The following is a 23,421-nucleotide window of genomic DNA, read 5'->3' on the forward strand; positions in this document are numbered from 1 at the left end:
AACCACACGGAGCCTTACTGCCCTTCAGCTTTCTTAAGCAGCCGCAAGGCTTCCTTGACCGCGAAAGGCTTCATCGCCTCGCCGTGAGCAGCGATAAAGGCGCGGGTGCGGTCAGGGTCGTGTTTCGACAGATCGCGCAACCAAGAGCCAATGGCTTTCTGAATGAACCAGCGATGATCCGGCACCAATGTCGCAGCCCATCCCAAAATCCGGTCGCGGTTGGCCAGTTCTTCGGGCTTGGGATGGTTCTGCTTGGTCCACGGTAGGGTGGAGACCAATGCCGCACGACGGCTCCATAGGTGATCCGAAGCGATCCAAGTCTCAACCTCATCCAAACGGGCGGGGTCTGCGATCAGGCGTTTCTGCGCGGCCATGCTGGCGTGATCGGCAATCGCCCAACTGTCGAAGTCCGGCGTCCAACTGGCGATAAGCGCCCAAGCCGCGCTGTCATTCGGGCGGAGGCGGGCTTGGGTTAATAATTTGGCCGCGGCGAGCCGCGCTTCGAAGATGTCCGACTGCCAAAGCGCATCCGCCAGCGCCACGCGGCCCGGCACGTCCAACGCCTCGCGCCAGTCTTGTGCCATGCTGTTGATCTGCGGATTGGTCAGGCCAAGGTAGATGCGGTCCGCCTTGTGGTAGCGGCGCATCTCCTCGGCCCGCGCCGGGTTGGCATTAGCTTGCAGCGCGGCGATCGCGTCTTCGGGGCTCACTCGACCGTGACCGATTTCGCAAGGTTGCGCGGCTGGTCCACATCCGTCCCTTTGGCTACGGCGGTGTGATAGGCTAAAAGCTGCGCCGGGATCGCGTAGAGGATCGGGGCCAGAGCGTCGGGGACGGGGGGCATCTCGATGCTGAACCACACCCCGTCGTTTGCCTCCTCCTGACCTTTGGCATCAGAGATCAGGATGACTTTGCCTTTGCGCGCCATGACCTCCTGCATATTGCTGACCGTCTTGTCAAAAAGCGCGTCGCGGGGGGCCATGACCACCACCGGCACATTCTCATCAATGAGCGCAATGGGGCCGTGTTTAAGTTCACCTGATGCATAAGCTTCGGCGTGTATGTAGCTGATTTCTTTGAGTTTCAATGCGCCTTCGAGGGCAAGGGGGTACATCTGCCCACGCCCCAAGAACAGCACGTCGCGGGCGTGCGACAGCTTAAGTGCCGCGGCATGCATCGTGTCGTTCTTCTCAAGCGCGTGGCTGATGATCGATGGCAACCCGCGCAGGCCGGAGATATGGTCGGCCAAGGTATCTGTGTCGATCTCGCCTCGCTGCTGCGCAGCTTTCAGCACCATCATATACAGCACGACAAGCTGACAGGTGAAAGCCTTGGTCGACGCCACGCCCACCTCAACACCGGCATGGATCGGCAACGCGATGTCGCTCTCACGGGCGATGGAACTTTCCGGCACGTTGACGACCGACAGGATGCTGGCGGCCTTGCCCTCGCAATAGCGCAGGGCGGCGAGGGTGTCGGCAGTCTCGCCCGATTGGCTGACGAAAACAGCCAGTGTGCGCGGCGGGATCAGGGGTTCGCGGTAGCGGAACTCGGAGGCGACGTCGACTTCGACGGGCAGGCGGGCGATCTGCTCGAACCAGTATTTCGCGGTCAGGCAAGCGTAGGAGGCGGTGCCGCAAGCGACCATGATGACCCGGTCAAAATCGTTGAAGTCGATCTCTTGTCCGCTCAGGTCAATGTCGCCATTAAGGGAGAGGTATTTGCCGATGGCGGTGCCGATCACGCTGGGTTGCTCGGCGATTTCCTTAGCCATGAAATGTTTATGACCCGCTTTGTCGATGCGGGTGCTGTCGATCTCGATGGTCTTAATGGCGCGGTTGGCGAGGGCGCCGTTTTGATCCGTGATCTCAACCGAGGTTCGGGTGATGACAGCGCAGTCACCTTCTTCGAGGTAGGAGATTTTATTGGTCAGCGGAGCCAGCGCAATGGCGTCGCTGCCCACATACATCTCGCCTTCGCCGTAGCCGATGGCCAAGGGGGAGCCTTTGCGGGCCGCGATCATCAGATTGTCATGGCCGTCAAAGAGGAAAGCCAGCGCGAAGGCGCCTTCGAGGCGGGCAAGGGTCTGTTTGGCGGCGGTCACTGGGTCGGCGCCTTGGCTCATGTGGTGCTGGGTGAGCAGGGCGACGGTTTCGGTGTCTGTTTCGGTAACAAATTGCGCACCGTGTTCGGCCAGTTCGGCGCGTAGTTCGCGGAAATTCTCGATGATGCCGTTATGGACGACCGCAACCTTGCCCGCTTGATGGGGGTGCGCATTGGTGACGCTCGGGGCGCCATGGGTGGCCCAACGGGTGTGGCCGATCCCGGATTTACCGGCCAGCGGATCGTGCACCAGCGTGTCAGACAGGTTCGCCAGCTTGCCCACGGCGCGGCGGCGGTCGAGCTTGCCGTCGTCCAGCGTCGCGATGCCAGCGCTGTCATAGCCGCGGTATTCCAAACGCTTTAACGATTCCACAAGGATCGGAGCAACTTCATGATTGCCCAGTACCCCAATAATTCCACACATATTAGCTGCCTCTTTGCAATTTGGCCTTTTTGGCCTTTAAAACTTCAATCAATTTGCGTGCCATGCCGGGCTTTTCCACCTGCGGTGCGCGGGACAGCGCCAGCGCGTCCGGTTCCACATCCGAGGTGATGACCGAACCGCTGCCCGTCATCGCGCCGTCCCCGATCGACACAGGTGCCACCAGCATGGTGTTGGAGCCAATAAAGGCATGTGCGCCGATATGGGTGTGGTGTTTCATCACGCCGTCGTAGTTGCAGGTGATTGTGCCCGCGCCGATATTGCTGCGTGCGCCGACGGTGGCATCTCCGATGTAGCTCAGGTGGTTGACCTTGGCACCTTCAGCGATCTGCGCGTTTTTGACCTCAACGAAGTTGCCGATGCGCACGTCTTCGTCCAGCTCAGCTCCGGGGCGCAGACGGGCGTAGGGGCCGACAATACCGCCGCGTGAGACATGACAGCCTTCGAGATGTGAGAAGGCGCGGATCGTGACACCAGATTCAACGGTGACATTGGGACCAAAGACGACATTCGGCTCCACCACCGTATCCCGGCCAATATAGATGTCGCGGGCCAGAAAGACGGTTTCCGGCGCCACAAGGGTGACACCGTCTTCCATCAGCAGATCGCGGGCGCGGGACTGGAAAGCGGCCTCTGCGCGGGCCAGATCGGCGCGGGAGTTCACGCCCATGGTTTCGGCTTCTGCACAGGTCACCACTGTGGCGCTGCGGCCTTCGGCGCGGGCAAGGCCGATGATGTCCGTGAGGTAGTATTCCTCAGATGCGTTGTCGTTGCCGACCTTGTCGATCAGGTCAAACAGCAGATCGGATTTGCAGGCGACCACACCGGAGTTGCATAGGGAGATGGCGCGTTCTTCTTCGCTCGCGTCCTTGAACTCGACAATGCGTTCCAGCGTATCGCCTTGCATCACCAGACGGCCATAGCGGGCGGGGTCGGCGGCCTCAAACCCCAATACGACCACGTCATGTGTGCGAAGCGCCTCTTGCATCTTTTCCAAGGTCTCGGGCCGGACGAAAGGGGTGTCGCCATAGAGCACCAGCGCCATGCCGTCGAAGCCTTCCAAAGCGGCGCGCGCTTGGGCGACCGCATGGGCGGTGCCGAGTTGCTCGGTCTGCTCGACCACCTGCGCGTCTTCGTCAAAACCCGTCGCGGCGGCACGCACCAGATCAGCACCATGGCCCGCAACAACAACCGTATGGCGCGGGCCGAGTGCAGCCCCTGCAGCCATGGCATGTTCCAGCATTGGGGCCGAGGCAACGTGGTGCAGCACTTTCGGCAGGTCCGAGTTCATCCGTGTCCCCTTGCCCGCGGCAAGGATGATCAATGCAGTTTCCATGTAAATCTCTTTGTCCTTCAGCTTGCATTCTCTTTACGCGCTTCGCACAAAGGCGCAAGGCCAGCGCCCATCAAACTAGGTTGCGGTCTGCAACACGAAGGCATCATGCAAGGCGGGGTTCCGCCAAGGGAGTTTCCTGTGAAGACAGTGGTTTTTGATCTCGACGGCACCTTGGCCGACACCTCTGGCGACCTGATCGCCGCCGCCAATGCCTGTTTTCGCGATATGGGGGCGGGCGATGTGCTGGTTCACGCCGAGGACGCTGGCACCGCCTTACGGGGCGGGCGGGCGATGCTAACGCTCGGTATGCAAAAACTGGGCCGGGCGGAGGATGCCGAAACCATTGACCGCTATTACCCGATGTTGCTCGACGCCTATAAACGCGAGATCGACACCCATACGATCCTCTATCCCGGCGCGATGGAGGCGGTCGCGGCGCTCAAGGCGGCGGGCTACCGTGTGGCGATCTGTACCAACAAACCCGAAGCGCTGGCGGAGTTGCTGCTGACCAAGCTCGGCGTACGAGAGGCTTTCGGCGCGATGCTGGGCGCAGACAGTTTGACCGTGCGCAAACCGGATCCGGAACATCTGTTTGAAACCGCACGGCGCGCGGGCGGCGACCCGGCCCAATGTGTACTGATCGGCGACACCGATACCGACCGCAAGACCGCCCGCGCGGCCGGGGTGCCCTGCGTCTTGGTCACCTTTGGCCCCGGCGGGCATGATGTGGCAGCGTTGGAACCCGAAGCGCTGCTGGATGATTTCGCTGACCTGCTGGAGGTCGTGACACGGCTGATCGGCGCGGCTGCCTGATGGCAGAGCGCTTCACTGGCAGCTTTACCCAGCAAGAGCCGATCCCTGAAGAGGCGATTGAGGCGGCGGTGGCGGTGATGCGCAGTGGGCGCTTGCACCGTTACAACACCGCGCCGGGTGAGATCGCCGAGGTTGCTCTGCTGGAGCAGGAATTTGCCGCGATGATGGGCGTGAAATATTGCCTCGCGGTGGCCTCTGGCGGCTATGCCATGTCCACGGCGCTCCGGGCGGTGGGGGTGAAGCCCGGCGACCGGGTGTTGACCAATGCTTTTACGCTTGCGCCGGTGCCGGGGGCGATTGCTTCGCTCGGCGCGGTACCAGTCTTTGTTGGCGTCACGGAGCAACTGGTCATTGACCTTGAAGATCTCGCCGCCAAGGCAGATCAGGCTGATGTGTTGCTGCTCAGCCATATGCGCGGCCATCTGGCGGATATGGAGGCGCTTATGGCGCTCTGTGACGCGCGTGGCATCACGGTGATCGAGGATTGCGCCCATACGATGGGGGCGGCTTGGAACGGCGCGGCATCGGGCACGCAGGGCAAGGTCGGCTGCTTCTCTTGCCAGACCTACAAGCATGTGAACGCGGGCGAGGGTGGTTTGCTCATCACCAATGACGCGCAAGTGGCCGCGCGGGCGATCATGCTGTCTGGGTCCTATATGCTCTACGAACGGCATGAGGCCGCACCGGGGCCGGAGGCTTTTGAGACGATCCGCTATGAGACCCCGAATATTTCGGGCCGCATGGACAATCTGCGCGCAGCGGTGCTGCGTCCGCAGTTGCGGCGGCTGAAGGAGCAAGTGGCGCGTTGGAATGAACGCTACCGGGTGATTGAGGCCGGTCTGCGCGACACGCCGGGGCTGACGGTGATCGACCGGCCTGAGGCGGAAAGCATCGTCGGCTCATCCATACAGTTTCTGCTAAAAGGATGGTCGGCGGGGTCGGTCGAAGACGTCATCTCTCGCTGTGCCGCGCGGGGCGTGGAACTCAAGTGGTTCGGCGGGGCAGAGCCCAAGGGCTTCACCAGCCGCTACGATACATGGCGCTATGTGAAGGCCGAAAAAATGCCCGCCAGCGATGCGGTGCTGGCGGGACTGTTGGACATGCGTGTGCCGCTGACCTTTTCGCTGGACGACTGCGCTTTGATTGCGCGGATTATTCGGTCCGAGGTCAGCGCGGTCTATCAATCGGGCGTGGCTTAGAAACGGATAGTGCCGTGTTTGCCCATGTCGGGTTTTTCACCGGTCATCTGCGCTTTGCCGATCTCATAGAGGAACTTGAACCCGCCGTCGGTGGCCCAGACCTCGGCTTCGGTCAGATCAAAGCGGATCAGCTGAACATCGGGGTCTTGCTTGCCATCTTCAAACCAAGCGCCTGCGATGGCGTTCCAGATTTTGTCGAGCTCGGTGGGGTTGGTCACAGCAGACACATGACCGTCGATCCGCGCCCAGAGGGATTCGTCCTTGCTGGCGATGAGATATTGCGCTTCCGAGCGCCCCTCGGCGGATTTCGCCAGATCGGTGGTTTTGGCGGTGATGAACCACAGCACGGCGGAGCGGTCGTCTTCGTCAATATAATGGGTCATCGGGATTGCGGGGGCGGTCTTGGTCATCAACATCCCGGCGCGTGTGTCGTCCAGCCGGTCCCAAAATTCTTTCTTCAGATCGTCGCTCATTTTACTCTCGCTTTGTTGTAAGGTCGGTTGCAGGGCCAACCCGCCGCGCGGCAGCGGGGTTCCCGCTTGGCCTGCGTGCAGATGCTTGACGCATCGCGGGCAGGGCGGTAGGTAATGAACAAGCGTTCAATAAATCGGGGGAGAAGTCGTGTTTAACGCAAGTATGCAGTTCGATCTGGGTGAGGACGTCGCCGCGCTGCGCGACATGGTGCACCGCTGGGCGCAGGAGCGCGTCAAACCAATGGCCGCCGAGATCGACAGCAAGAACGAATTTCCCGCCGAGCTTTGGACCGAGATGGGCGAGTTGGGCCTTTTGGGTATGACCGTCGAAGAGGAATACGGCGGTTCAGGCATGGGCTATGTCGCCCATACCGTCGCGGTGGAAGAAATTGCGCGGGCAAGCGCCTCGGTCTCGCTGTCCTACGGCGCACATTCCAACCTCTGCGTGAACCAGATCAAGCTCAACGGCACTCCAGAGCAAAAGGCGCAGTACCTGCCGAAGCTTTGCTCAGGCGAGCATGTCGGCGCGTTGGCCATGTCTGAGGCAGGCGCGGGCAGCGATGTGGTCAGCATGAAGCTGCACGCCGAAAAGCGGAACGATCACTTCCGGCTGAACGGCAATAAATATTGGATCACCAATGGGCCGGACGCCGAGACGCTAGTCGTCTATGCGAAGACGGACCCAGAGGCAGGTTCTAAGGGCATTACCGCCTTTCTGATCGAGAAGTCGATGAAGGGTTTCACCACCTCGAACCACTTCGACAAACTCGGCATGCGTGGGTCGAACACCGCAGAGCTGATCTTTGACGATTGCGAAGTGCCCTTTGAGAACATCCTCGGCGAAGAGGGCAAAGGCGTGCGCGTCCTGATGTCAGGCCTCGACTATGAGCGCGTGGTGCTGGCGGGCATTGGCCTTGGCATTATGGCTGCCTGTCTGGATGAGATCATGCCCTATATGGCCGAGCGCAAGCAGTTCGGCCAGCGCATCGGGGACTTCCAGCTGATGCAGGGCAAGATGGCGGATATGTACACCGCGATGAACTCGGCGCGGGCCTATGTCTACAGCGTGGCGCAGGCCTGCGACCGTGGCGACGTCACCCGTCAGGACGCGGCGGCCTGCTGTCTTTATGCCTCGGAACAAGCCATGGTGCAGGCGCATCAGGCGGTGCAGGCGATGGGCGGCGCGGGCTATCTGTCGGACAACCCGGTGGGCCGCATCTTCCGCGACGCCAAGCTGATGGAGATTGGCGCAGGCACCTCGGAGATCCGCCGCATGCTGGTGGGCCGCGAGATGATGGGGTCTATGTGATGCGCGCCGCGCTGCTGGCTCTCGCAGTTTTGGCCGGGCCGGTGGCCGCGCAGGAGATCACCTATTCCGACAGTGCGACGGCGACCTGTTTGGCCGGGGCCGAAGAGTTCGCCGATAAGCGTGCGTGCATCGGCCTGTCCGCGAACCTCTGCATGGAAGCGCCGGGGGGATATTCGACCTATGGTATGGGCGGCTGTCTGGATCGTGAGTTGAGCTTTTGGGACGCTCTGTTGAACGAGAACTACCGCGCCCGCATGGTTCAGGCGAAGTCGGCGGATGAAGACGCCGCCATGTACCAGCCCGAACTCCCCAAACAGGCCGAGGCGCTGCGTGACATGCAGCGCGCGTGGATTACGTTCCGCGATGCCGCCTGCGACTACGAGCGTAGCCAATGGGGCGGCGGCACCGGCGGCGGGCCCGCGACGTTGATGTGTCTCATGCGGATGACGGGCGAGCAGGCGTTGCTTTTGGGGGCGGCCTACTAGGCGCGCACCCTGCGGCGCGGGAACGGAGGAACCGGGATGGAAAGTCTGATCGAAATGGAAACCGAAGGCGGTGTGCTGCATGGCGCGCTGCCTTGGCTGATCGAGGTTTTCGAGGTTTTAGCGGCGGTGATCGACATTGCCGCCATCCTTTTGCTGCTGATTGGTGCTGCGCGTTTCCTGACCGGTGTTGTGATTGCTGAAGTTGGCAAAAGCGGCGCGGAACGGGTGCGCCGCACCAACCGCGAGCGCATTGAGTTGGGGCGGTACATCCTTGCGGGGCTGGAGTTGTTCATTGTCTCAGACGTGATTCATACCGCGATCAGCCTGCGCTTTGCCGATCTGCTCTTCTTGCTGCTGCTGGTCATCATCCGGTCCATCACCTCTTTCTTCCTTGATCGGGAGTTGGAGCAACTGAAGAAGGAACTTGGCGATGACTGACTTTTCCGACCTCAAGGCGCTCTACGTAAACTGCTCGCTGAAAAAGACCCCCGGCGACAGCCACACACAACTGTTGCTCAACGCCAGCGCGGGGATCATGGAGACGCAGGGGGTGAGCGTCGAACACCTCTATCTGCTCGATCACCAAGTGCCGCCTGGCGTCTATCCGGACATGACAGAACATGGCTGGGACCGCGATGATTGGCCTGGCATTTGGGAAAAGGTGCTGGCCGCCGACATCCTCATCATCGGCACGCCGCTTTGGCTGGGCGAGGAAAGCAGCACCTGCCGGGTCTTGATTGAACGGCTCTATGCCATGAGCGGAAAGCTGAACGACAAGGGGCAATCTGTTTTCTACGGCAAGGTCGGCGGCACGGTGGTGACGGGTAACGAAGACGGCATCAAACATGTCGCCATGACCACTGGTTTCGCGATGAACCACCTTGGCTACACCATCCCGCCACAAGCCGATTGCGGCTGGATCGGCGAGGCGGGGCCGGGTCCCTCTTACGGCGATGAGGTGGATGGCAAGCGCATAGGCTTCGACAATGAATTCACGCAGCGCAACACCACGATCATGACATGGAACGCCCTTCATCTGGCGCGGATGTTGAAAGACGCTGGCGGCTATCCACAAGAGGGTAACGACCGCAACGCTTGGGACGCCGGCGCGCGCTTTGATTTTGAAAACCCGGAGTATCGAAGCTGACATGACATCTGACGATTGGAGCATCTGGCAGGGCAATATGGCGGCGCAGTGTTTGGCGCAGCCCGACGACGCTTTGGCGATCATTGACCTGACCGGGGAGGGGCGCCGCGATGTGTCTTACGGCGCCCTGCACCAGATGGTTGACGGTCTGGCGCGGGCGCTCTTGGCTGAAGTGCAGCCCGGCGACCGCGTGGGCGTTTTGCTCAGCCAGTCGCCGTGGTGCGCAGCCGCGCATCTGGCGATCTGGAAGATCGGCGCAATTTCGGTGCCGCTGTTTAAGCTGTTCAAACGCGACGCGCTGGCCAGTCGGATCAATGACGCTGGCTGTGCGATTGTCCTGACCGATGCCGAAGGCGCCGACCTGCTGGGCGATCTTGCAACACCGTGGATTGCGTCCCAAGTCGGCATTGCGGGCGACCCGGCGGATTTCGCCGAGGTCGGCCCCGAAGACCCTGCCGTGCTGATCTACACCTCCGGCACCACCGGCACGCCAAAGGGGGCATTGCACGGACATCGGGTGCTGTCGGGCCATTTGCCGGGCGTCTCGGTCAGCCATGATCATCTGAGGCAGAAAGGCGATTGCCTCTGGACCCCAGCGGATTGGGCGTGGATCGGCGGGCTTTTTGACGTAGCGATGCCCGCGCTGGCGCTTGGCGTGCCGGTTGTGGCTGCGCGGATGCCCAAGTTCACCGTCGAGGGCTGCGCCGACGTGATCGCGCGGGGCGAGGTGCGCAATGTCTTTTTCCCGCCGACCGCCTTGCGGATGCTGAAGGCTGCGGATGTGTCTCTGCCCGGCCTGCGCTCCGTCGCCAGTGGCGGCGAGCCTCTGGGGGCCGAGATGCTTGCTTGGGGCCGCAAGGCTTTCGAGTTAGAGATCAACGAGTTCTACGGCCAGACTGAGTGCAACATGGTCGCCTCAAGCTGCGGCGTGGACTTCCCCGCGCAGCCCGGCTGCATCGGCAAGCCGGTGCCGGGGTTCGAACTTGCTGTGCTGGACGGTGACGGCCAGCCCACTGATGCCGAGGGCGATGTCGCGGTGCGCAAAGGCGCGCCCTCGATGATGCTGCGCTATTGGAACCGGCCCGAGGAAACGGCGGCGAAGTTCCACGGTGACTGGCTGCTGACGGGCGATCGGGGCATCTGGGAGGGCGAGTATCTGCGCTTTGTAGGTCGTGAGGATGATGTGATCACCTCTGCTGGCTACCGCATCGGCCCGGCCGAGATTGAGGACTGTTTGCTGACCCATGACGCCGTGGCGACCTGTGGCGTGGTGGGCAAGCCGGACGCGCTGCGCACCGAGATCGTAAAAGCATACGTGGTGCTGAAACCGGGTGCCGAAGCCCAAGCGAAGGAGCTGCAAGATTGGGTCAAGGACCGTCTTGCGAGCTATTCCTACCCGCGTGAGATCGCATTCGTAGAAGACCTGCCGATGACCGTGACCGGCAAGGTAATCCGCAAAGAACTGAAGCGTCTGGCGGCGCAAGAGAATGAGGACGTAACATGAAACTGACATCCCAAGCCCTGCCATCCTCGGATGCCTACAAGGCCAACGAGATGGCCCATCTTAAGGCGCTGAGCGAGGTCCGCGAGGCGGCTGAGGCTGCAGCCCTTGGTGGCGGTGAGAAATCTCGCGCGCGTCACGAAAGCCGGGGCAAGATGCTGCCGCGGGAGCGTGTGGCGAACCTGCTCGACCCCGGTAGCCCGTTTCTGGAGATCGGCGCCACGGCGGCGCATGGGCTTTACGGCGGTGCGGCACCCTGCGCCGGTGTAATCGCAGGCATCGGGCGTGTGCAGGGCCATGAGGTCATGGTGGTCTGCAACGACGCTACCGTGAAGGGCGGCACTTACTATCCGATGACGGTGAAAAAACACCTCCGCGCGCAGGAGATTGCTGAGGCGAACCATCTGCCCTGTATCTATCTCGTGGACAGCGGCGGCGCGAACCTGCCGAACCAAGACGAAGTCTTCCCCGACCGCGACCACTTTGGTGCGATTTTCTACAATCAAGCGCGGATGAGTGCCAAGGGCATTGCGCAAATCGCTGTGGTGATGGGGTCTTGCACTGCGGGCGGCGCCTACGTCCCCGCGATGTCGGACGTGACGATCATTGTCAAAGAGCAGGGCACGATCTTCCTCGCCGGTCCGCCGCTGGTGAAGGCCGCGACTGGCGAGGTGGTCAGCGCCGAAGACCTCGGCGGCGGCGATGTGCATACGCGGCTCTCGGGCGTGGCGGACTATTTGGCCGAGGATGATGCCCACGCGCTGGCGCTGGCCCGCCGTGCTGTCGGTCATCTGAATAAGACCAAGCCGACCACAGTGGACTGGGCCAGCCCCGAAGAGCCCGCATACGACCCCGACGAAATGCTGGGCGTTGTCCCCGCCGACCTGCGCACGCCTTATGATATCCGCGAGGTCATCATGCGTCTCGTGGACGGCAGCCGTTTCGACGAGTTCAAGTCCCGCTTCGGCGAGACTTTGGTTTGCGGCTTCGCCCATGTCAAAGGCTGCCCTATCGGCATCATCGCCAACAACGGCGTGCTCTTCTCCGAGGCCGCCCAGAAGGGTGCGCATTTTGTTGAACTGTGCAGCCAACGCAACATCCCGCTGGTGTTCCTGCAAAACATCACCGGCTTTATGGTGGGCCGTAAATACGAGAACGAGGGCATCGCGCGGCATGGCGCCAAGATGGTGACCGCGGTGGCCACCACCAATGTGCCTAAAATCACCATGCTCGTCGGTGGCTCTTTCGGCGCGGGCAACTACGGCATGTCGGGCCGGGCCTACCGCCCGCGCTTTCTGTGGACGTGGCCCAACAGCCGGATTTCGGTCATGGGCGGCGCGCAGGCGGCGGGGGTGCTTGCCACCGTCAAACGCGACGCGATTGAGCGAGCCGGGGACACGTGGACCGAGGAAGAAGAGACCGCCTTCAAACAGCCAACGATTGATATGTTCGAGGAGCAGAGCCACCCGCTTTATGCCTCCGCAAGGCTGTGGGACGATGGGATTATCGATCCGCGCAAGAGCCGGGATGTGCTCTATCTGAGCTTGTCGGCCAGTCTGAACGCGCCGATTGGGCCAACGAAATTTGGTTTGTTCCGGATGTGATCTGCGCCGGGCGCCCCTTCGGTGCCCGCTGCGCATGACATTTGGACAGTAAGAGGATGAAAAGGGTAGAGCATGTTTGACACGATCCTGATTGCGAACCGGGGTGAGATTGCTTGCCGGGTGATGGAAACGGCCCAGAAGATGGGCGTGCGCTGTGTGGCGGTCTATTCCGACGCCGATGCGGGCGCGAAACACGTGGCGATGGCGGATGCCGCAGTGCATATCGGCGGCTCGGCCCCGGCAGAGAGTTACCTCAAAGGTGACGTGATCATTCAAGCGGCGCTCGACATAGGTGCGCAGGCGATCCATCCGGGCTATGGCTTTCTGAGCGAAAACCCGGATTTTGTGGAAGCGGTTGAGGCGGCGGGGCTGGTCTTTGTCGGGCCGTCGGCCAAGGCCATCCGGGCCATGGGGCTGAAGGATGCCGCTAAAGCGCTGATGGTTGAGGCCGGGGTGCCGGTGGTGCCGGGCTATCACGGTGCGGATCAGGATGATGCGCTGCTGGCCGATGAGGCTAAGAAGATCGGCTATCCGGTGCTGATCAAGGCCGTCGCGGGTGGCGGCGGCAAAGGGATGCGTCTGGTTGAGGAGGCCAAGGAGTTTCAGGCAGCGTTGGACTCGGCGCGGTCAGAAGCCAAGACGGCCTTTGGCAATTCGGATGTTCTGGTCGAAAAGTTTGTCACCAAGCCGCGCCATATCGAGGTGCAGGTCTTTGGCGATGGCACACATGCGGTACATCTGTTTGAGCGGGACTGCTCGCTGCAACGCCGACACCAGAAGGTGATCGAAGAAGCCCCTGCGCCGGGCATGACCGAAGAGATGCGCAGCGCCATGGGCGAGGCGGCGGTGCGTGCGGCGGAGGCGATTGGCTACGCTGGAGCGGGGACGGTGGAATTTATCGTCGACGGTTCGGGTGGCCTCTCGGCGGACGGGTTCTTCTTTATGGAGATGAATACGCGCTTGCAGGTGGAGCATCCGGTGACGGAACTGGTCACAGGCGTCGATTTGGTGGAATGGCAGTTGCGCGTGGCCGCCGGGGAGGCGCTACCCAAGGCGCAGGATGAATTGACCATCAGCGGCCACGCCTTTGAAGCACGGCTTTATGCAGAGGACGTCCCAAAGGGTTTCTTGCCCGCAACAGGTACCTTAACCCATCTGCAATTTACCCCGCAAACCCGCGCTGACAGCGGCGTGCGTGCGGGCGATACGATCAGCCCCTTCTATGATCCGATGATCGCCAAGGTAATTGTACATGGGCCAACCCGCGATGTGGCGTTGTCGCGGCTGCGCGCGGCGCTGAAAGGCTGCGAAGTCGGCGGCACAGTGACAAACCTTGCCTTTCTGGGCGCTCTGGCTGGCCACGAAGGGTTCGCCAAGGGCGACGTCGACACGGGCCTTATCGCGCGGGATATTGATGCGCTCACCACGCCGCCAGAGGTGCCGGGGCTGCATGTCGCCCTCGCAGGTATGGCGGCTTTGGGACTGGATCAGCCACAGGCGGAGGCGGGGTTCAACCTTTGGCGGCCTCTGCGGCGGCAGGTGATGCTTGGCCGCGACGGTACGGAGCATCAGCTGAAAGTGCGGGTCTTGTCTGAGGATGTGCAGCTTTGGACGGTAGATGACACAGAAATCCGGGCGGAGCGGGTTGGCGGGCGTTGGAAGGTTGATGGGCATGTGGCACCAGCTGTGTCGGTTGCCGGGGACGTGGTCACGGTCTTTGACGCCTATGGCATCGCCTTCGACGTGATCGACCCGCTGGCGCGGGCGGGGGCGGCGCATGGGGATGGTAACATCGTCGAAGCGCCGATGCCGGGGCTGGTGCGGGCGATTGATGCCGACGTCGGCCAGAGCGTCGCCAAGGGCGACCGCTTGGCTGTGCTGGAAGCAATGAAGATGGAACATTCGTTGCTCGCGGCCCGCGATGGGGTCGTGGCCGAGGTGCTGGCCCGGCCCGGCGATCAGGTGGAAGCGGGGGCTGCGTTGGTGCGGCTTGAAGCTGCAGCAGAGGACGCGGCATGATTACGCTACACCACTGCCCACAGACCCGCTCGATGCGCACACTTTGGCTGCTGCATGAGTTGGATGACGTGGAGTTTCAGGTCAAACTGCACGCCTTTGACCGCAGCCTGCGCGACCCGGAGTATCTGGTGCTCTCGCCAGCGGGCCGGGTGCCGGCGTTGGAGATCGACGGCGAGCGGATGTTTGAGACCGGAGCGATCACCCAGTATCTCTGCGAACGCTATAGTCCGGACCGCATGGGCCGCTCGGTGGGCAGTCCGGACCGGATGGCCTGGCTGGTCTGGGTGCATTTTGCCGAGACCATCAGCCAGCATGCGGCGGCGCTGACCCAGCAGCATATCGCCCTGCGCGGCGATTCCATGCGCAGCCCTATCGTGATGAAGCTTGAGGCCGCGCGGATCGGCAAATGTTACGACGCGCTTGAGGCGCGGCTCTCGACGCCTTTGGAGAACCGCGATTACCTGCTGACCTCCGGCTTTTCCGCCGCCGATATCTCGGTCGGCCAAGCGGTTTATATGGCGCGACATTTCGTAAAATTGGATGACCACCCTTCGGTTGCGGCGTGGTATGAACGGATCACGGAACGCGAAAGCTTTGCGCAGGCGCTGCCCGAGGAGGGGCGGCTCTATGCGCAGGATTTCTATGCGCCCTGGCCGGTGGATTAAGCCGGGCGGCGGGACCAACATGAATGGGGAGAGCGGCCAATGAGCCTTGGACACTGTGAGATTTTCGAAGTCGGACCACGCGACGGGTTGCAGAACGAGAAGCGGGAGATTCCGGTTTCCGAGAAGGTGGCGCTGGTCGACAAGCTGAGCGAAGCCGGGTTCCGCCGCATTGAATGCGCCAGTTTCGTGAGCCCCAAATGGGTGCCGCAGATGGCCGGGTCGGGCGAAGTCTTGGCGGGGATCAACCGTGCCGAAGGCGTGCGCTATGCGGCGTTGACGCCGAATATGTACGGCTATGAGGACGCGGTGAAGGCCAAGGCGGATGAGATCGCGATCTTCGCCTCGGCCTCGGAAGGCTTCAGCAAGAAGAACATCAACGCCAGCATCGAAGAGGCTTTCGCGCGCTTTGCCCCGATCCTCGAAGAGGCGCGGCACATCGACATGCCGGTGCGGGGCTATGTCTCTTGCGTCGTGGAGTGCCCCTATGACGGCAAGGTCGATCCGGGCGAAGTGGCGCGGGTGGCGGACAAACTCTTTGCGATGGGCTGCTATGAGGTCTCGCTGGGCGACACGATTGGGGCAGGGACGCCCGACAGCATCGCGCGGATGCTGCTGGCGGTGCGCGATGTGGTGCCGGTGGGCCGTTTGGCGGGGCATTATCACGACACCCATGGCCGGGCGATGGCGAATATTGACGCGTCGCTGTCGATGGGCGTGCGGGTCTTTGATGCGGCGGTGGGTGGTTTGGGCGGCTGCCCCTATGCGCCCGGCGCTGCGGGCAATGTCGCTACAGAAGCAGTGAACGCACATTTGACGGCTCTGGGCTATGACACCGGGGTCGATCAGCAGGTGGTCGAAGAGGCTGCCGAAATGGCACGGGCGATGCGAGGCTAACCATGTACGAGACGTTAACGATCGAAACCGACGCGCGCGGGGTGGCGACGCTCACCCTGAACCGTCCGGAGAAACACAACGCGATGTCGGCGCAGATGCTGGCGGACCTGACCGATGCTGCTGGAAATCTGGCCGCTGACGATGCGGTGCGTGTGGTGGTGCTGACCGGGGCGGGCAAATCCTTTTGCGCGGGCGGCGATCTCGGCTGGATGCGCGATCAGGCGGATATGGATGCCGAGACCCGCTCGGCTGAGGCGGGCAAACTGGCCACGATGCTGGGCGCGTTGAACGCGCTGCCAAAGCCTGTGATTGGCAAGTTGCAGGGCAATGCCTTTGGCGGCGGGGTTGGCATGGCGTCGGTCTGTGACGTGGCCGTGGGTGTCGATAGCCTTAAGATGGGTTTTACAGAAACGCGGTTGGGGATCATTCCGGCGACGATTGGGCCTTATGTTCTGGCACGCATGGGCGAGGGGCGTGCGCGGCGGGTGTTTATGTCTGCACGGCTGTTTGACGCGGCAGAGGCTGTTGATCTGGGGCTGCTCGCCCGTGCCGTTCCGGCAGAGGAGTTGGACGCGGCGGTCGAAGCTGAAGTCGTCCCCTATCTCTCCTGCGCACCGGGTGCCGTCGCGGCAGCCAAGAAACTCGCGCAGGACTTGGGCGGAATCGCCACGCCGGAGGCGGTGAAACTGTCCATCGACGCCCTCGCGGCCCGCTGGGAAACCGAAGAAGCCGCCGAAGGAATCGGCGCATTTTTCGACAAGCGCAAGGCGGCGTGGGTGATCTAGGGCCAGACCCGCGCGAATTGATCATATTGAACGGGGCAGGGCGGCAATATGCGGCCTTGGCCCGTTGACCCTCCCCACCGGCAGAGTTAAACCCGTTCCAAGTTTGTCTGCGCGGGGCTCGGACCCCTTTCGACTGCCGCGCACCGCGAAAGGAGCATCCCCTTGGACGACATGCTGCGGGAATACCTGCCCATCCTCGTTTTTCTGGCCGTTGCCATCGGCTTGGGCCTTGTGCTGATCCTCGCCGCTGTGGTGGTGGCTGTGCGCAACCCTGACCCGGAAAAGGTCTCGGCCTATGAATGTGGGTTCAACGCGTTTGACGACGCGCGCATGAAATTCGACGTGCGTTTTTATTTGGTTTCGATCCTCTTCATCATTTTCGATCTTGAAATCGCCTTCCTCTTCCCATGGGCCGTGGCCTTTAAGGAAGTGAGCATGGTTGGTTTCTGGTCCATGATGGTGTTCTTGGGCGTGCTGACGGCGGGCTTCGCCTATGAATGGCAGAAGGGAGCGCTGGAATGGCAGTAAAGGATGACGGTCTCGTCACCCCGGTCATGGGGGACGGCTACCAGAGCCCGCGGGTTAAATCCGGCGCCTCTGCACCTGCGGCTTACGGCCAGTATGGCGCGGGGCCGGACCCTGAGGTTGCAACCCAGACCCTGAATGCTGAGTTGCAGGACAAGGGTTTCTTGGTCACCTCGACCGAAGACATTATCAACTGGGCGCGCACCGGCTCACTGCACTGGATGACCTTTGGTCTGGCCTGCTGCGCGGTTGAGATGATGCACAGTTCCATGCCGCGCTATGACCTTGAGCGGTTTGGTACAGCACCGCGTGCGTCCCCGCGCCAGTCAGATCTGATGATCGTCGCGGGCACCCTGACCAATAAAATGGCCCCGGCGCTGCGCAAGGTTTACGACCAGATGCCAGAGCCGCGCTATGTGATCTCCATGGGTTCCTGTGCGAATGGCGGTGGGTATTACCATTACAGCTACTCGGTCGTGCGTGGCTGTGACCGGATCGTGCCGGTAGACATCTATGTGCCCGGCTGCCCGCCCACGGCGGAGGCGCTGCTTTACGGGATATTGCAGCTGCAACGTAAGATCCGCCGCACTGGGACGATTGTGCGTTAAGCTATGGCCTACGCCCCATGTGGCGCAGGCGAGACAGACAACGCGCCGGATGCGCGACAGACAGACGGCGTTGATCGGCGCGTGGAAGGAAGATTTGCGATGAGCGAACAACTGCAAGAGCTTGGGGCCTATATCGAAGCCAAACGGCCCGATTGTGTGCTCGGCTGGGATGTCACCAAGGGTGAGTTGAACGTAAATGTAGCGCTGGCGAATATCGCCGGGTTGGTGGAATTCCTGCGCAGTGATCCAACCTGCCGCTTCTCAACGTTGGTGGATATTACGGCTGTCGACTACCCCGGTCGCGCCAAGCGGTTCGACGTGGTTTACCACTTCCTGTCCATGTACCAAAACCAGCGCATCCGCCTGCGCGCTGCGGCGCGGGAAAAGGACATGGTGCCGTCGCTGACCTCCGTGCATCCCAGTGCCGATTGGTTCGAGCGTGAGATTTTCGACATGTTCGGCATCCTGTTCTCAGGCCACCCCGACCTGCGCCGCATTCTCACGGATTACGGTTTCCGCGGCCATCCGCTGCGCAAGGATTTCCCGACCACGGGCTATACCGAAGTGCGCTATGACGAAGCCGCCAAACGTGTGGTCTATGAGCCTGTGAGCCTCGTTCAGGAATACCGCCAGTTCGACTTCATGTCGCCGTGGGAAGGGGCCGATTACATCCTGCCCGGTGATGAAAAGAAAGAGGAACCCGCAGGGTGAAACCCTCAGCCAATAGCAACGCCAGCCAGCGTGTCGCGATGGAAACCGTGAACGAGCGGCAACGGGCCTATTACGACCAGACCAATGGTGGTTCGGTCTCGGCCCTCAATGGGGTGGCGACGAACCTCTGGCGCGTGCTGCGCCAACGCGCGGCAGCAACGATCTCCGAAGAGGCGCGGGCAATACCCTATGACATCCACCGCAAATGGCTGGGCGATCTGAGCAATAAGACGGTGCTCGATTTGGGATGTGGCACCGGCACCGCCCTGACCGAACATCTCGCCACCACCGCTGGCACCTATCACGCAATCGATCTGTCCGAGGCCCAGGTTGGCGTGCTTAGAGAGCGGTTCGGGCATCTGCCAAACACCGCTTTCATCGCCGGCGACTTCCTCTCCCACACGTTTCCCGAAGGCGGCTATGATGTCATCTACGCCCATTCAGTACTGCACCATTTCCGCTATATGACGCCGCTTCTGGATCGACTGGAAGAGGTACTGGCCCCCGGCGGTCGGATCATTACCTTCGATCCCGCGCAGGCCTGGGCGCCCGCACGCGGATTTCGGGCTCTGTTCCGGCCATTCCAGACCGATGCCGAATGGGAATTTCCTTTTGGCCATGCTGAGTTGGACCTGATCGAAGGGCGCTTTGACGTCAGTGATCGGATCGGGGTTTACGGTCAAGCAAAATGGGCTTGGGTGCTTGGCATGATCCGGCCGGCGTGGGGAAAGAAATTTGGAGACCGCTGGTTTCGGCAAGACTTTGAGCGGGGCTATGTTCGGACGCAGTTTCGCAAATGTCTGGTGGTAAGCTACCTGTTGCAACGGCGCGGTGAAGAGGGCATGGCATGAGTTTGTGGTGGCTGATCCTCTCTGCGCTGACCGCCATCCCGATGGTCAAGCTTCTGCCGTTCTTCGGCATTAACAAATACTGGGCAGCGGTCTGTCTGATCCCGCTGGGCACGATTGCTCTGCTGTGGTGGATGGGGCTCAAGCTGCAAGAACTGGAGAAACGGTAATGGACGGCGACATTCGCACAAAAGCCTTTGACGACGGGTCGACCGACTTTGAGTCCGGCGAGCAGAAGATCCGCAACTTCAACATTAACTTCGGCCCGCAACACCCTGCTGCGCATGGTGTTCTGCGTCTTGTGCTAGAACTTGACGGCGAGGTTGTAGAACGGTGCGATCCGCATATCGGCCTGCTGCACCGTGGCACCGAAAAGCTGATGGAAAGCCGCACCTATCTGCAAAACCTGCCGTACTTTGACCGGCTGGACTACGTTGCCCCGATGAACCAAGAGCACGCGTGGTGTCTGGCCATCGAAAAGCTGACCGACACGGTCGTGCCGCGCCGTGCCTCGCTGATCCGGGTGCTGTTTTCTGAGATCGGGCGTATTCTGAACCACCTGCTCAACATCACCACACAGGCGCTGGACGTGGGCGCGCTCACGCCGCCGCTTTGGGGCTTTGAAGAGCGCGAAAGCCTGATGATCTTCTACGAGCGGGCGTGCGGCGCACGCCTGCACGCGGCCTACTTCCGCCCCGGCGGTGTGCACCAAGACCTGCCGCCTGCGCTGCTTGATGATATCGAAGCATGGTGTGCGCAGTTCCTGACCAAATTCATGGTCGATATCGACGAGCTGCTGACCGAGAACCGGATTTTCAAACAGCGTAACGTCGACATCGGTGTCGTGACCGAGCAGGACATTCTGGACTACGGCTTCAGCGGCGTCATGGTGCGTGGCTCAGGCCTTGCGTGGGACTTGCGCCGTGCGCAACCCTATGAATGCTATGACGAATTCGACTTCCAAATTCCGGTGGGCAAGAATGGCGACTGCTTTGATCGCTACCTTTGCCGCATGGAAGAGATGCGCCAGTCGACCTATATCATCCAGCAGGCGATCGAAAAGCTGCGTGCGCCCGAAGGGCAGGGGGACATTCTTGCGCGTGGCAAGATCACACCGCCTTCGCGCACGGCGATGAAGACCGACATGGAAAGCCTGATCCACCACTTTAAGCTCTATACCGAAGGCTTCCACGTGCCAGCCGGTGAGGTGTACTGCGCTGTCGAAGCGCCCAAGGGGGAGTTTGGCGTCTATCTGGTGGCGGATGGGACCAACAAACCCTACCGCTCGAAAATCCGTGCGCCGGGTTTCCTGCACCTGCAAGCGATGGACCATATCGCCACCGGTCACCAATTGGCCGATGTGGCCGCGATCATCGGGACGATGGATGTCGTCTTTGGAGAGATTGACCGGTAATGCCTGCCGCTCTCCATATTGCCCGGAATACTTACGCCGGGGGCGCATTTCGCCTCCGCCTGACCATAGGTTCGAACTAATGCTCCGCCGTCTACACCCTGACCAGCCTGAGACTTTTGCCTTCACGCCCGCCAACCAAGAATGGGCCGAAGCGCAGATTACCAAATACCCCGAAGGCCGTCAGGCCAGCGCGATCATTCCGCTGCTGTGGCGTGCGCAGGAGCAAGAGGGCTGGTTGACCCGTCCGGCGATTGAGCATGTTTCCGAGATGCTGGGCATGGCCTATATCCGCGGGCTGGAAGTGGCGACATTCTACTTTATGTTCCAGCTGCAACCTGTTGGTTCCGTGGCAAATATTCAGATTTGCGGCACGACCTCCTGCATGATCTGCGGGGCCGAGGATTTGGTTGCGGTCTGCAAGGAACGTATCGCGCCGCGTCCCCATGAGCTTTCCGCCGATGGCCGTTTTTCTTGGGAAGAAGTCGAATGTCTTGGCGCGTGTTCGAACGCGCCCATGGCGCAGATCGGCAAGGACTATTACGAAGACCTGACCGCCGAACGGCTGAACGCGATCTTGGATGAACTTGACGCCGGGAATGTGCCGGTCCCCGGCCCTCAGAACGGGCGTTATGCCTCGGAGCCCTTGAGCGGGTTGACCAGCCTGACCGACCACGAAAGTGGCCGCACCCAGTATAACGCCAGCGTGCAGCGTGCTGTCGATATTGGTGACACGGTAAAGCGGATCGATGGTACCGAGGTGCCGCTGCTGACCCCTTGGCAGAACCAGCCAGATGCGCCACAGCCTGAGCCTGTCGAAAAGGTCGAAGCAGAAGAGCCGCGCCCTGCCGAGGGCGAGCCTGCCGATAAGACGGGCGTGTCAGAGCAGGAAGCCGAGGCGGTTTCCAAGAGCAAACCGCAATCCAAACGTGACCCGAAAGGTGAAACCGCCGATGCTGCCGCGGCCGAGGCGACCGCGCCCAGCACGCCGGGCACGAAGCCCGCTCAGTTGGACGGACCGCGCGAGGGCGGGGCTGATGATCTGAAAAAGATCAAAGGCGTCGGGCCGAAGCTGGAGCAGATGTTGAACAATATGGGCTTTTACCATTTCGACCAGATCGCCGCATGGGGGCCCGAAGAGGTTGCTTGGGTGGATCAGAACCTCGAAGGGTTCAAAGGCCGGGTCAGCCGGGACAATTGGGTTGAGCAAGCCGGGAGCCTCGCCAAGAAATAACGGAGTAATCGCAACGGGCAGCCATATACGGCGCCACGAACCAGCCGCATCGCCCGCAATAAGGGGGAGAAGACAGTCATGACGCAGATTTCGGAACGGGAGGCCTGTACCAAGCGCAGCTGGTACACAGGCGGTGGCATCGGCGTGCTGGTGGCTTTTTTGATGCTGGTTGTCGGCGATGCTGGGCTGATCAAGTCTATCGTGATCGGCGCATTGGTGGCCGTGATCGCGGGTTATCTTCTGATGACTTTCCTGTGCAAGGACGCGCCAGTGAACGCGCCGCAAGACAACACACGCAGTGCCGCGGCGGCATCTGTTGCGGCGGCGCCAACCGCGTCGGGCAGCGTATCCTCTGCCACAGGCACCGTCCCAGCCGGGGATGCTGGAATCGGTGCGGCGGAACGGGCCAGTGGGCCGAGACCGGCTGATGCGGAAGAGGGTGAAGACACTGTGGCAGCCGCGCCCATTGCTGATACAGCGACTGTTGCGGACCCTGAGCCGGCGCCTGAGCCAGAGCCTGCGCATGTTGCGCCAAAGGCTCCAATCGCGGATACGGCAGCTGTAGAAGGTCGAACCGATGCCGCTGCCCAACCGGTTAACGTGCCCGAGGGCGCTGCCGCCGAGGATAAGTCAGATACGGATCGGGCTGAGGTAACGCCCACGTCTTTGCCGGAACAAGATGTGCATCACGCCGCCACCGCTTCGCTTGAGGATACGGCGGACGACGCGCTTGCCGATGACGCACCGATCGTTACGCCCGCGCCTCAAGCCGTAAGCAGCGGTGAGGGTGGCGCGGCCACAGAAGAAAAACCCGCGCTCCTCGACGCGCCGCGCCCCGAGGGTGCGGATGACCTCAAGCGTATCGGCGGCATTGGCCCGAAGATGGAGCAGACGCTGAATGAGCTTGGCATCTATCACTTCGACCAACTGGCCGGGCTGACTGATCAAGAAATCGCATGGGTCGACTCCCGCCTGCGCTTTAAGGGCCGGATCGAACGGGATAACTGGGTTGGGCAGGCCAAAACGCTTGCCGATACCAGCGAATCCCAGAGCTGACGGGGTGGCCTAGACCAATGAGCGAAGCCGACGACAAAGCGCTTGCCCGCAAGGGGCGCACCGCAGGGCTGGTCATTGCCGTGACCATGACCCTATGGGTGCTCTTGCAATGGGCGGCCCCCGCGATGGGGCTGCCGGGACGTTACGCGTTGCTCTTCGACTTTGCTGCCCTCGCTGCGTTGATCTGGGCGATGGTCGTGATTTATCAAATGTGGCAGGCCCGCCGGGCCAGCCGTGAGAACCAAAGGTAGGC

General features: G+C 61.6%; 25 protein-coding genes. 21 read left to right on the forward strand and 4 right to left on the reverse strand.

The genetic code is table 11. From position 1 onward, the window contains the following. Nucleotides 1-14: 14 nt before the first annotated feature. Genes HTT03_RS13035 through glmU form a run of 3 tightly spaced genes read right to left on the reverse strand, consistent with a single transcriptional unit; the run spans nucleotide 15 to nucleotide 3,881 of the window. A complete protein-coding gene (locus HTT03_RS13035) occupies nucleotides 15-710 on the reverse strand; it encodes a DNA alkylation repair protein (RefSeq protein ID WP_174860207.1) in 696 nt (231 codons plus the stop codon). Next, entirely contained in the window at nucleotides 707-2,527 is a 1,821-nt protein-coding gene (gene glmS, locus HTT03_RS13040) for a glutamine--fructose-6-phosphate transaminase (isomerizing) (RefSeq protein WP_174860208.1), read from the reverse strand. Before glmS ends, HTT03_RS13035 begins: the two co-directional genes overlap by 4 nt. A 1-nt stretch (nucleotide 2,528) precedes the next feature. Continuing rightward, entirely contained in the window at nucleotides 2,529-3,881 is a 1,353-nt protein-coding gene (glmU, locus tag HTT03_RS13045) for a bifunctional UDP-N-acetylglucosamine diphosphorylase/glucosamine-1-phosphate N-acetyltransferase GlmU (protein WP_174860209.1), read from the reverse strand. A 138-nt stretch (nucleotides 3,882-4,019) separates the two neighbouring features. Between glmU and HTT03_RS13050 the strand changes: the two genes are divergently transcribed. Together HTT03_RS13050 and HTT03_RS13055 are read left to right on the forward strand one after the other, a co-directional pair. After that, nucleotides 4,020-4,694: an HAD-IIIA family hydrolase gene (locus HTT03_RS13050; protein WP_174860210.1), complete on the forward strand. Its 675-nt coding sequence runs from the start codon at nucleotides 4,020-4,022 to the stop codon at nucleotides 4,692-4,694. After that, entirely contained in the window at nucleotides 4,694-5,893 is a 1,200-nt protein-coding gene (locus HTT03_RS13055) for a DegT/DnrJ/EryC1/StrS family aminotransferase (RefSeq protein WP_174860211.1), read from the forward strand. The genes HTT03_RS13050 and HTT03_RS13055 overlap by 1 nt, the downstream gene beginning before the upstream one ends. On the opposite strand, the gene HTT03_RS13060 is transcribed toward HTT03_RS13055, so the two are convergent. After that, nucleotides 5,890-6,366, reverse strand: coding sequence for a pyridoxamine 5'-phosphate oxidase family protein (locus tag HTT03_RS13060; RefSeq protein WP_174860212.1), 477 nt, complete (start codon nucleotides 6,364-6,366; stop codon nucleotides 5,890-5,892). The two genes, HTT03_RS13055 and HTT03_RS13060, sit on opposite strands and share 4 nt — an antisense overlap. A gap of 148 nt (nucleotides 6,367-6,514) precedes the next feature. Here HTT03_RS13060 and HTT03_RS13065 point away from each other — a divergent pair, with 148 nt between their 5' ends. From HTT03_RS13065 to HTT03_RS13155, 19 genes are all read left to right on the forward strand, one after another. Further along, a complete protein-coding gene (locus HTT03_RS13065) occupies nucleotides 6,515-7,675 on the forward strand; it encodes an acyl-CoA dehydrogenase family protein (RefSeq protein ID WP_174860213.1) in 1,161 nt (386 codons plus the stop codon). Continuing rightward, the gene (locus HTT03_RS13070) at nucleotides 7,675-8,160 is read left to right on the forward strand and encodes a lysozyme inhibitor LprI family protein (protein WP_174860214.1); all 486 of its coding nucleotides are present in this window, start codon (nucleotides 7,675-7,677) and stop codon (nucleotides 8,158-8,160) included. Before HTT03_RS13065 ends, HTT03_RS13070 begins: the two co-directional genes overlap by 1 nt. A 36-nt stretch (nucleotides 8,161-8,196) precedes the next feature. Next, a complete protein-coding gene (locus HTT03_RS13075) occupies nucleotides 8,197-8,598 on the forward strand; it encodes a DUF1622 domain-containing protein (RefSeq protein WP_174860215.1) in 402 nt (133 codons plus the stop codon). Further along, on the forward strand, nucleotides 8,591-9,307 hold the full coding sequence (locus tag HTT03_RS13080; protein ID WP_174860216.1) for a flavodoxin family protein: 717 nt from the start codon (nucleotides 8,591-8,593) through the stop codon (nucleotides 9,305-9,307). The genes HTT03_RS13075 and HTT03_RS13080 overlap by 8 nt, the downstream gene beginning before the upstream one ends. A 1-nt stretch (nucleotide 9,308) precedes the next feature. Beyond that, nucleotides 9,309-10,811, forward strand: coding sequence for an AMP-binding protein (locus HTT03_RS13085; protein ID WP_174860217.1), 1,503 nt, complete (start codon nucleotides 9,309-9,311; stop codon nucleotides 10,809-10,811). Continuing rightward, on the forward strand, nucleotides 10,808-12,412 hold the full coding sequence (locus tag HTT03_RS13090) for a carboxyl transferase domain-containing protein (RefSeq protein WP_174860218.1): 1,605 nt from the start codon (nucleotides 10,808-10,810) through the stop codon (nucleotides 12,410-12,412). Before HTT03_RS13085 ends, HTT03_RS13090 begins: the two co-directional genes overlap by 4 nt. Nucleotides 12,413-12,484: 72 nt before the next feature. Then, the gene (locus tag HTT03_RS13095; protein WP_174860219.1) at nucleotides 12,485-14,431 is read left to right on the forward strand and encodes an acetyl/propionyl/methylcrotonyl-CoA carboxylase subunit alpha; all 1,947 of its coding nucleotides are present in this window, start codon (nucleotides 12,485-12,487) and stop codon (nucleotides 14,429-14,431) included. After that, a complete protein-coding gene (locus HTT03_RS13100; RefSeq protein ID WP_174860220.1) occupies nucleotides 14,428-15,096 on the forward strand; it encodes a glutathione S-transferase family protein in 669 nt (222 codons plus the stop codon). The genes HTT03_RS13095 and HTT03_RS13100 overlap by 4 nt, the downstream gene beginning before the upstream one ends. A gap of 39 nt (nucleotides 15,097-15,135) precedes the next feature. Next, on the forward strand, nucleotides 15,136-15,990 hold the full coding sequence (locus HTT03_RS13105) for a hydroxymethylglutaryl-CoA lyase (protein WP_174860221.1): 855 nt from the start codon (nucleotides 15,136-15,138) through the stop codon (nucleotides 15,988-15,990). Nucleotides 15,991-15,992: 2 nt separating this feature from the next. Further along, entirely contained in the window at nucleotides 15,993-16,775 is a 783-nt protein-coding gene (locus HTT03_RS13110; protein ID WP_174860222.1) for a crotonase/enoyl-CoA hydratase family protein, read from the forward strand. A gap of 162 nt (nucleotides 16,776-16,937) precedes the next feature. Continuing rightward, entirely contained in the window at nucleotides 16,938-17,303 is a 366-nt protein-coding gene (locus HTT03_RS13115) for an NADH-quinone oxidoreductase subunit A (protein ID WP_174860223.1), read from the forward strand. Between the two features lie 26 nt (nucleotides 17,304-17,329). Continuing rightward, the gene (locus tag HTT03_RS13120; protein ID WP_425506325.1) at nucleotides 17,330-17,908 is read left to right on the forward strand and encodes a NuoB/complex I 20 kDa subunit family protein; all 579 of its coding nucleotides are present in this window, start codon (nucleotides 17,330-17,332) and stop codon (nucleotides 17,906-17,908) included. Between the two features lie 99 nt (nucleotides 17,909-18,007). Next, a complete protein-coding gene (locus HTT03_RS13125) occupies nucleotides 18,008-18,619 on the forward strand; it encodes an NADH-quinone oxidoreductase subunit C (protein ID WP_174860224.1) in 612 nt (203 codons plus the stop codon). Further along, the gene (locus tag HTT03_RS13130; RefSeq protein ID WP_174860225.1) at nucleotides 18,616-19,470 is read left to right on the forward strand and encodes a methyltransferase; all 855 of its coding nucleotides are present in this window, start codon (nucleotides 18,616-18,618) and stop codon (nucleotides 19,468-19,470) included. The genes HTT03_RS13125 and HTT03_RS13130 overlap by 4 nt, the downstream gene beginning before the upstream one ends. Beyond that, nucleotides 19,467-19,637, forward strand: a complete 171-nt coding sequence (locus HTT03_RS13135; protein ID WP_174860226.1) for a hypothetical protein — start codon at nucleotides 19,467-19,469, stop codon at nucleotides 19,635-19,637. Before HTT03_RS13130 ends, HTT03_RS13135 begins: the two co-directional genes overlap by 4 nt. Continuing rightward, nucleotides 19,637-20,881 carry an NADH-quinone oxidoreductase subunit D gene (locus tag HTT03_RS13140; protein ID WP_174860227.1) on the forward strand — a complete coding sequence of 415 codons (1,245 nt, stop codon included), beginning with the start codon at nucleotides 19,637-19,639 and terminating at the stop codon, nucleotides 20,879-20,881. Before HTT03_RS13135 ends, HTT03_RS13140 begins: the two co-directional genes overlap by 1 nt. A 79-nt stretch (nucleotides 20,882-20,960) precedes the next feature. Continuing rightward, entirely contained in the window at nucleotides 20,961-22,112 is a 1,152-nt protein-coding gene (locus HTT03_RS13145; protein ID WP_174860228.1) for an NADH-quinone oxidoreductase subunit E, read from the forward strand. A 78-nt stretch (nucleotides 22,113-22,190) separates the two neighbouring features. Further along, the gene (locus tag HTT03_RS18745; protein ID WP_246253495.1) at nucleotides 22,191-23,168 is read left to right on the forward strand and encodes an NADH-quinone oxidoreductase subunit E; all 978 of its coding nucleotides are present in this window, start codon (nucleotides 22,191-22,193) and stop codon (nucleotides 23,166-23,168) included. 17 nt (nucleotides 23,169-23,185) lie between these two features. Next, nucleotides 23,186-23,419, forward strand: coding sequence for a DUF5337 domain-containing protein (locus tag HTT03_RS13155; protein WP_174860229.1), 234 nt, complete (start codon nucleotides 23,186-23,188; stop codon nucleotides 23,417-23,419). Nucleotides 23,420-23,421 lie beyond the last annotated feature (2 nt).

Source organism: Sulfitobacter maritimus (assembly GCF_013346665.1).
Taxonomy (GTDB): Bacteria; Pseudomonadota; Alphaproteobacteria; order Rhodobacterales; family Rhodobacteraceae; genus Sulfitobacter; species Sulfitobacter maritimus.

What these genes read in the sequence shown, in the direction of transcription:
- HTT03_RS13110 (WP_174860222.1), top strand. Translation starts at nt 15,993, where the DNA reads ATGTACGAGACGTTAACGATCGAAACCGACGCGCGCGGGGTGGCGACG.
- HTT03_RS13120 (WP_425506325.1), top strand. Translation starts at nt 17,330, where the DNA reads ATGGGGGACGGCTACCAGAGCCCGCGGGTTAAATCCGGCGCCTCTGCA.
- HTT03_RS13145 (WP_174860228.1), top strand. Translation starts at nt 20,961, where the DNA reads ATGCTCCGCCGTCTACACCCTGACCAGCCTGAGACTTTTGCCTTCACG.
- HTT03_RS13125 (WP_174860224.1), top strand. Translation starts at nt 18,008, where the DNA reads ATGAGCGAACAACTGCAAGAGCTTGGGGCCTATATCGAAGCCAAACGG.
- HTT03_RS13070 (WP_174860214.1), top strand. Translation starts at nt 7,675, where the DNA reads ATGCGCGCCGCGCTGCTGGCTCTCGCAGTTTTGGCCGGGCCGGTGGCC.
- glmS (WP_174860208.1), bottom strand. Translation starts at nt 2,527, where the DNA reads ATGTGTGGAATTATTGGGGTACTGGGCAATCATGAAGTTGCTCCGATC.
- HTT03_RS13135 (WP_174860226.1), top strand. Translation starts at nt 19,467, where the DNA reads ATGAGTTTGTGGTGGCTGATCCTCTCTGCGCTGACCGCCATCCCGATG.
- HTT03_RS13155 (WP_174860229.1), top strand. Translation starts at nt 23,186, where the DNA reads ATGAGCGAAGCCGACGACAAAGCGCTTGCCCGCAAGGGGCGCACCGCA.
- HTT03_RS13095 (WP_174860219.1), top strand. Translation starts at nt 12,485, where the DNA reads ATGTTTGACACGATCCTGATTGCGAACCGGGGTGAGATTGCTTGCCGG.
- HTT03_RS13055 (WP_174860211.1), top strand. Translation starts at nt 4,694, where the DNA reads ATGGCAGAGCGCTTCACTGGCAGCTTTACCCAGCAAGAGCCGATCCCT.
- HTT03_RS13090 (WP_174860218.1), top strand. Translation starts at nt 10,808, where the DNA reads ATGAAACTGACATCCCAAGCCCTGCCATCCTCGGATGCCTACAAGGCC.
- HTT03_RS13060 (WP_174860212.1), bottom strand. Translation starts at nt 6,366, where the DNA reads ATGAGCGACGATCTGAAGAAAGAATTTTGGGACCGGCTGGACGACACA.
- HTT03_RS13075 (WP_174860215.1), top strand. Translation starts at nt 8,197, where the DNA reads ATGGAAAGTCTGATCGAAATGGAAACCGAAGGCGGTGTGCTGCATGGC.
- HTT03_RS13100 (WP_174860220.1), top strand. Translation starts at nt 14,428, where the DNA reads ATGATTACGCTACACCACTGCCCACAGACCCGCTCGATGCGCACACTT.
- glmU (WP_174860209.1), bottom strand. Translation starts at nt 3,881, where the DNA reads ATGGAAACTGCATTGATCATCCTTGCCGCGGGCAAGGGGACACGGATG.
- HTT03_RS13105 (WP_174860221.1), top strand. Translation starts at nt 15,136, where the DNA reads ATGAGCCTTGGACACTGTGAGATTTTCGAAGTCGGACCACGCGACGGG.
- HTT03_RS13140 (WP_174860227.1), top strand. Translation starts at nt 19,637, where the DNA reads ATGGACGGCGACATTCGCACAAAAGCCTTTGACGACGGGTCGACCGAC.
- HTT03_RS18745 (WP_246253495.1), top strand. Translation starts at nt 22,191, where the DNA reads ATGACGCAGATTTCGGAACGGGAGGCCTGTACCAAGCGCAGCTGGTAC.
- HTT03_RS13085 (WP_174860217.1), top strand. Translation starts at nt 9,309, where the DNA reads ATGACATCTGACGATTGGAGCATCTGGCAGGGCAATATGGCGGCGCAG.
- HTT03_RS13080 (WP_174860216.1), top strand. Translation starts at nt 8,591, where the DNA reads ATGACTGACTTTTCCGACCTCAAGGCGCTCTACGTAAACTGCTCGCTG.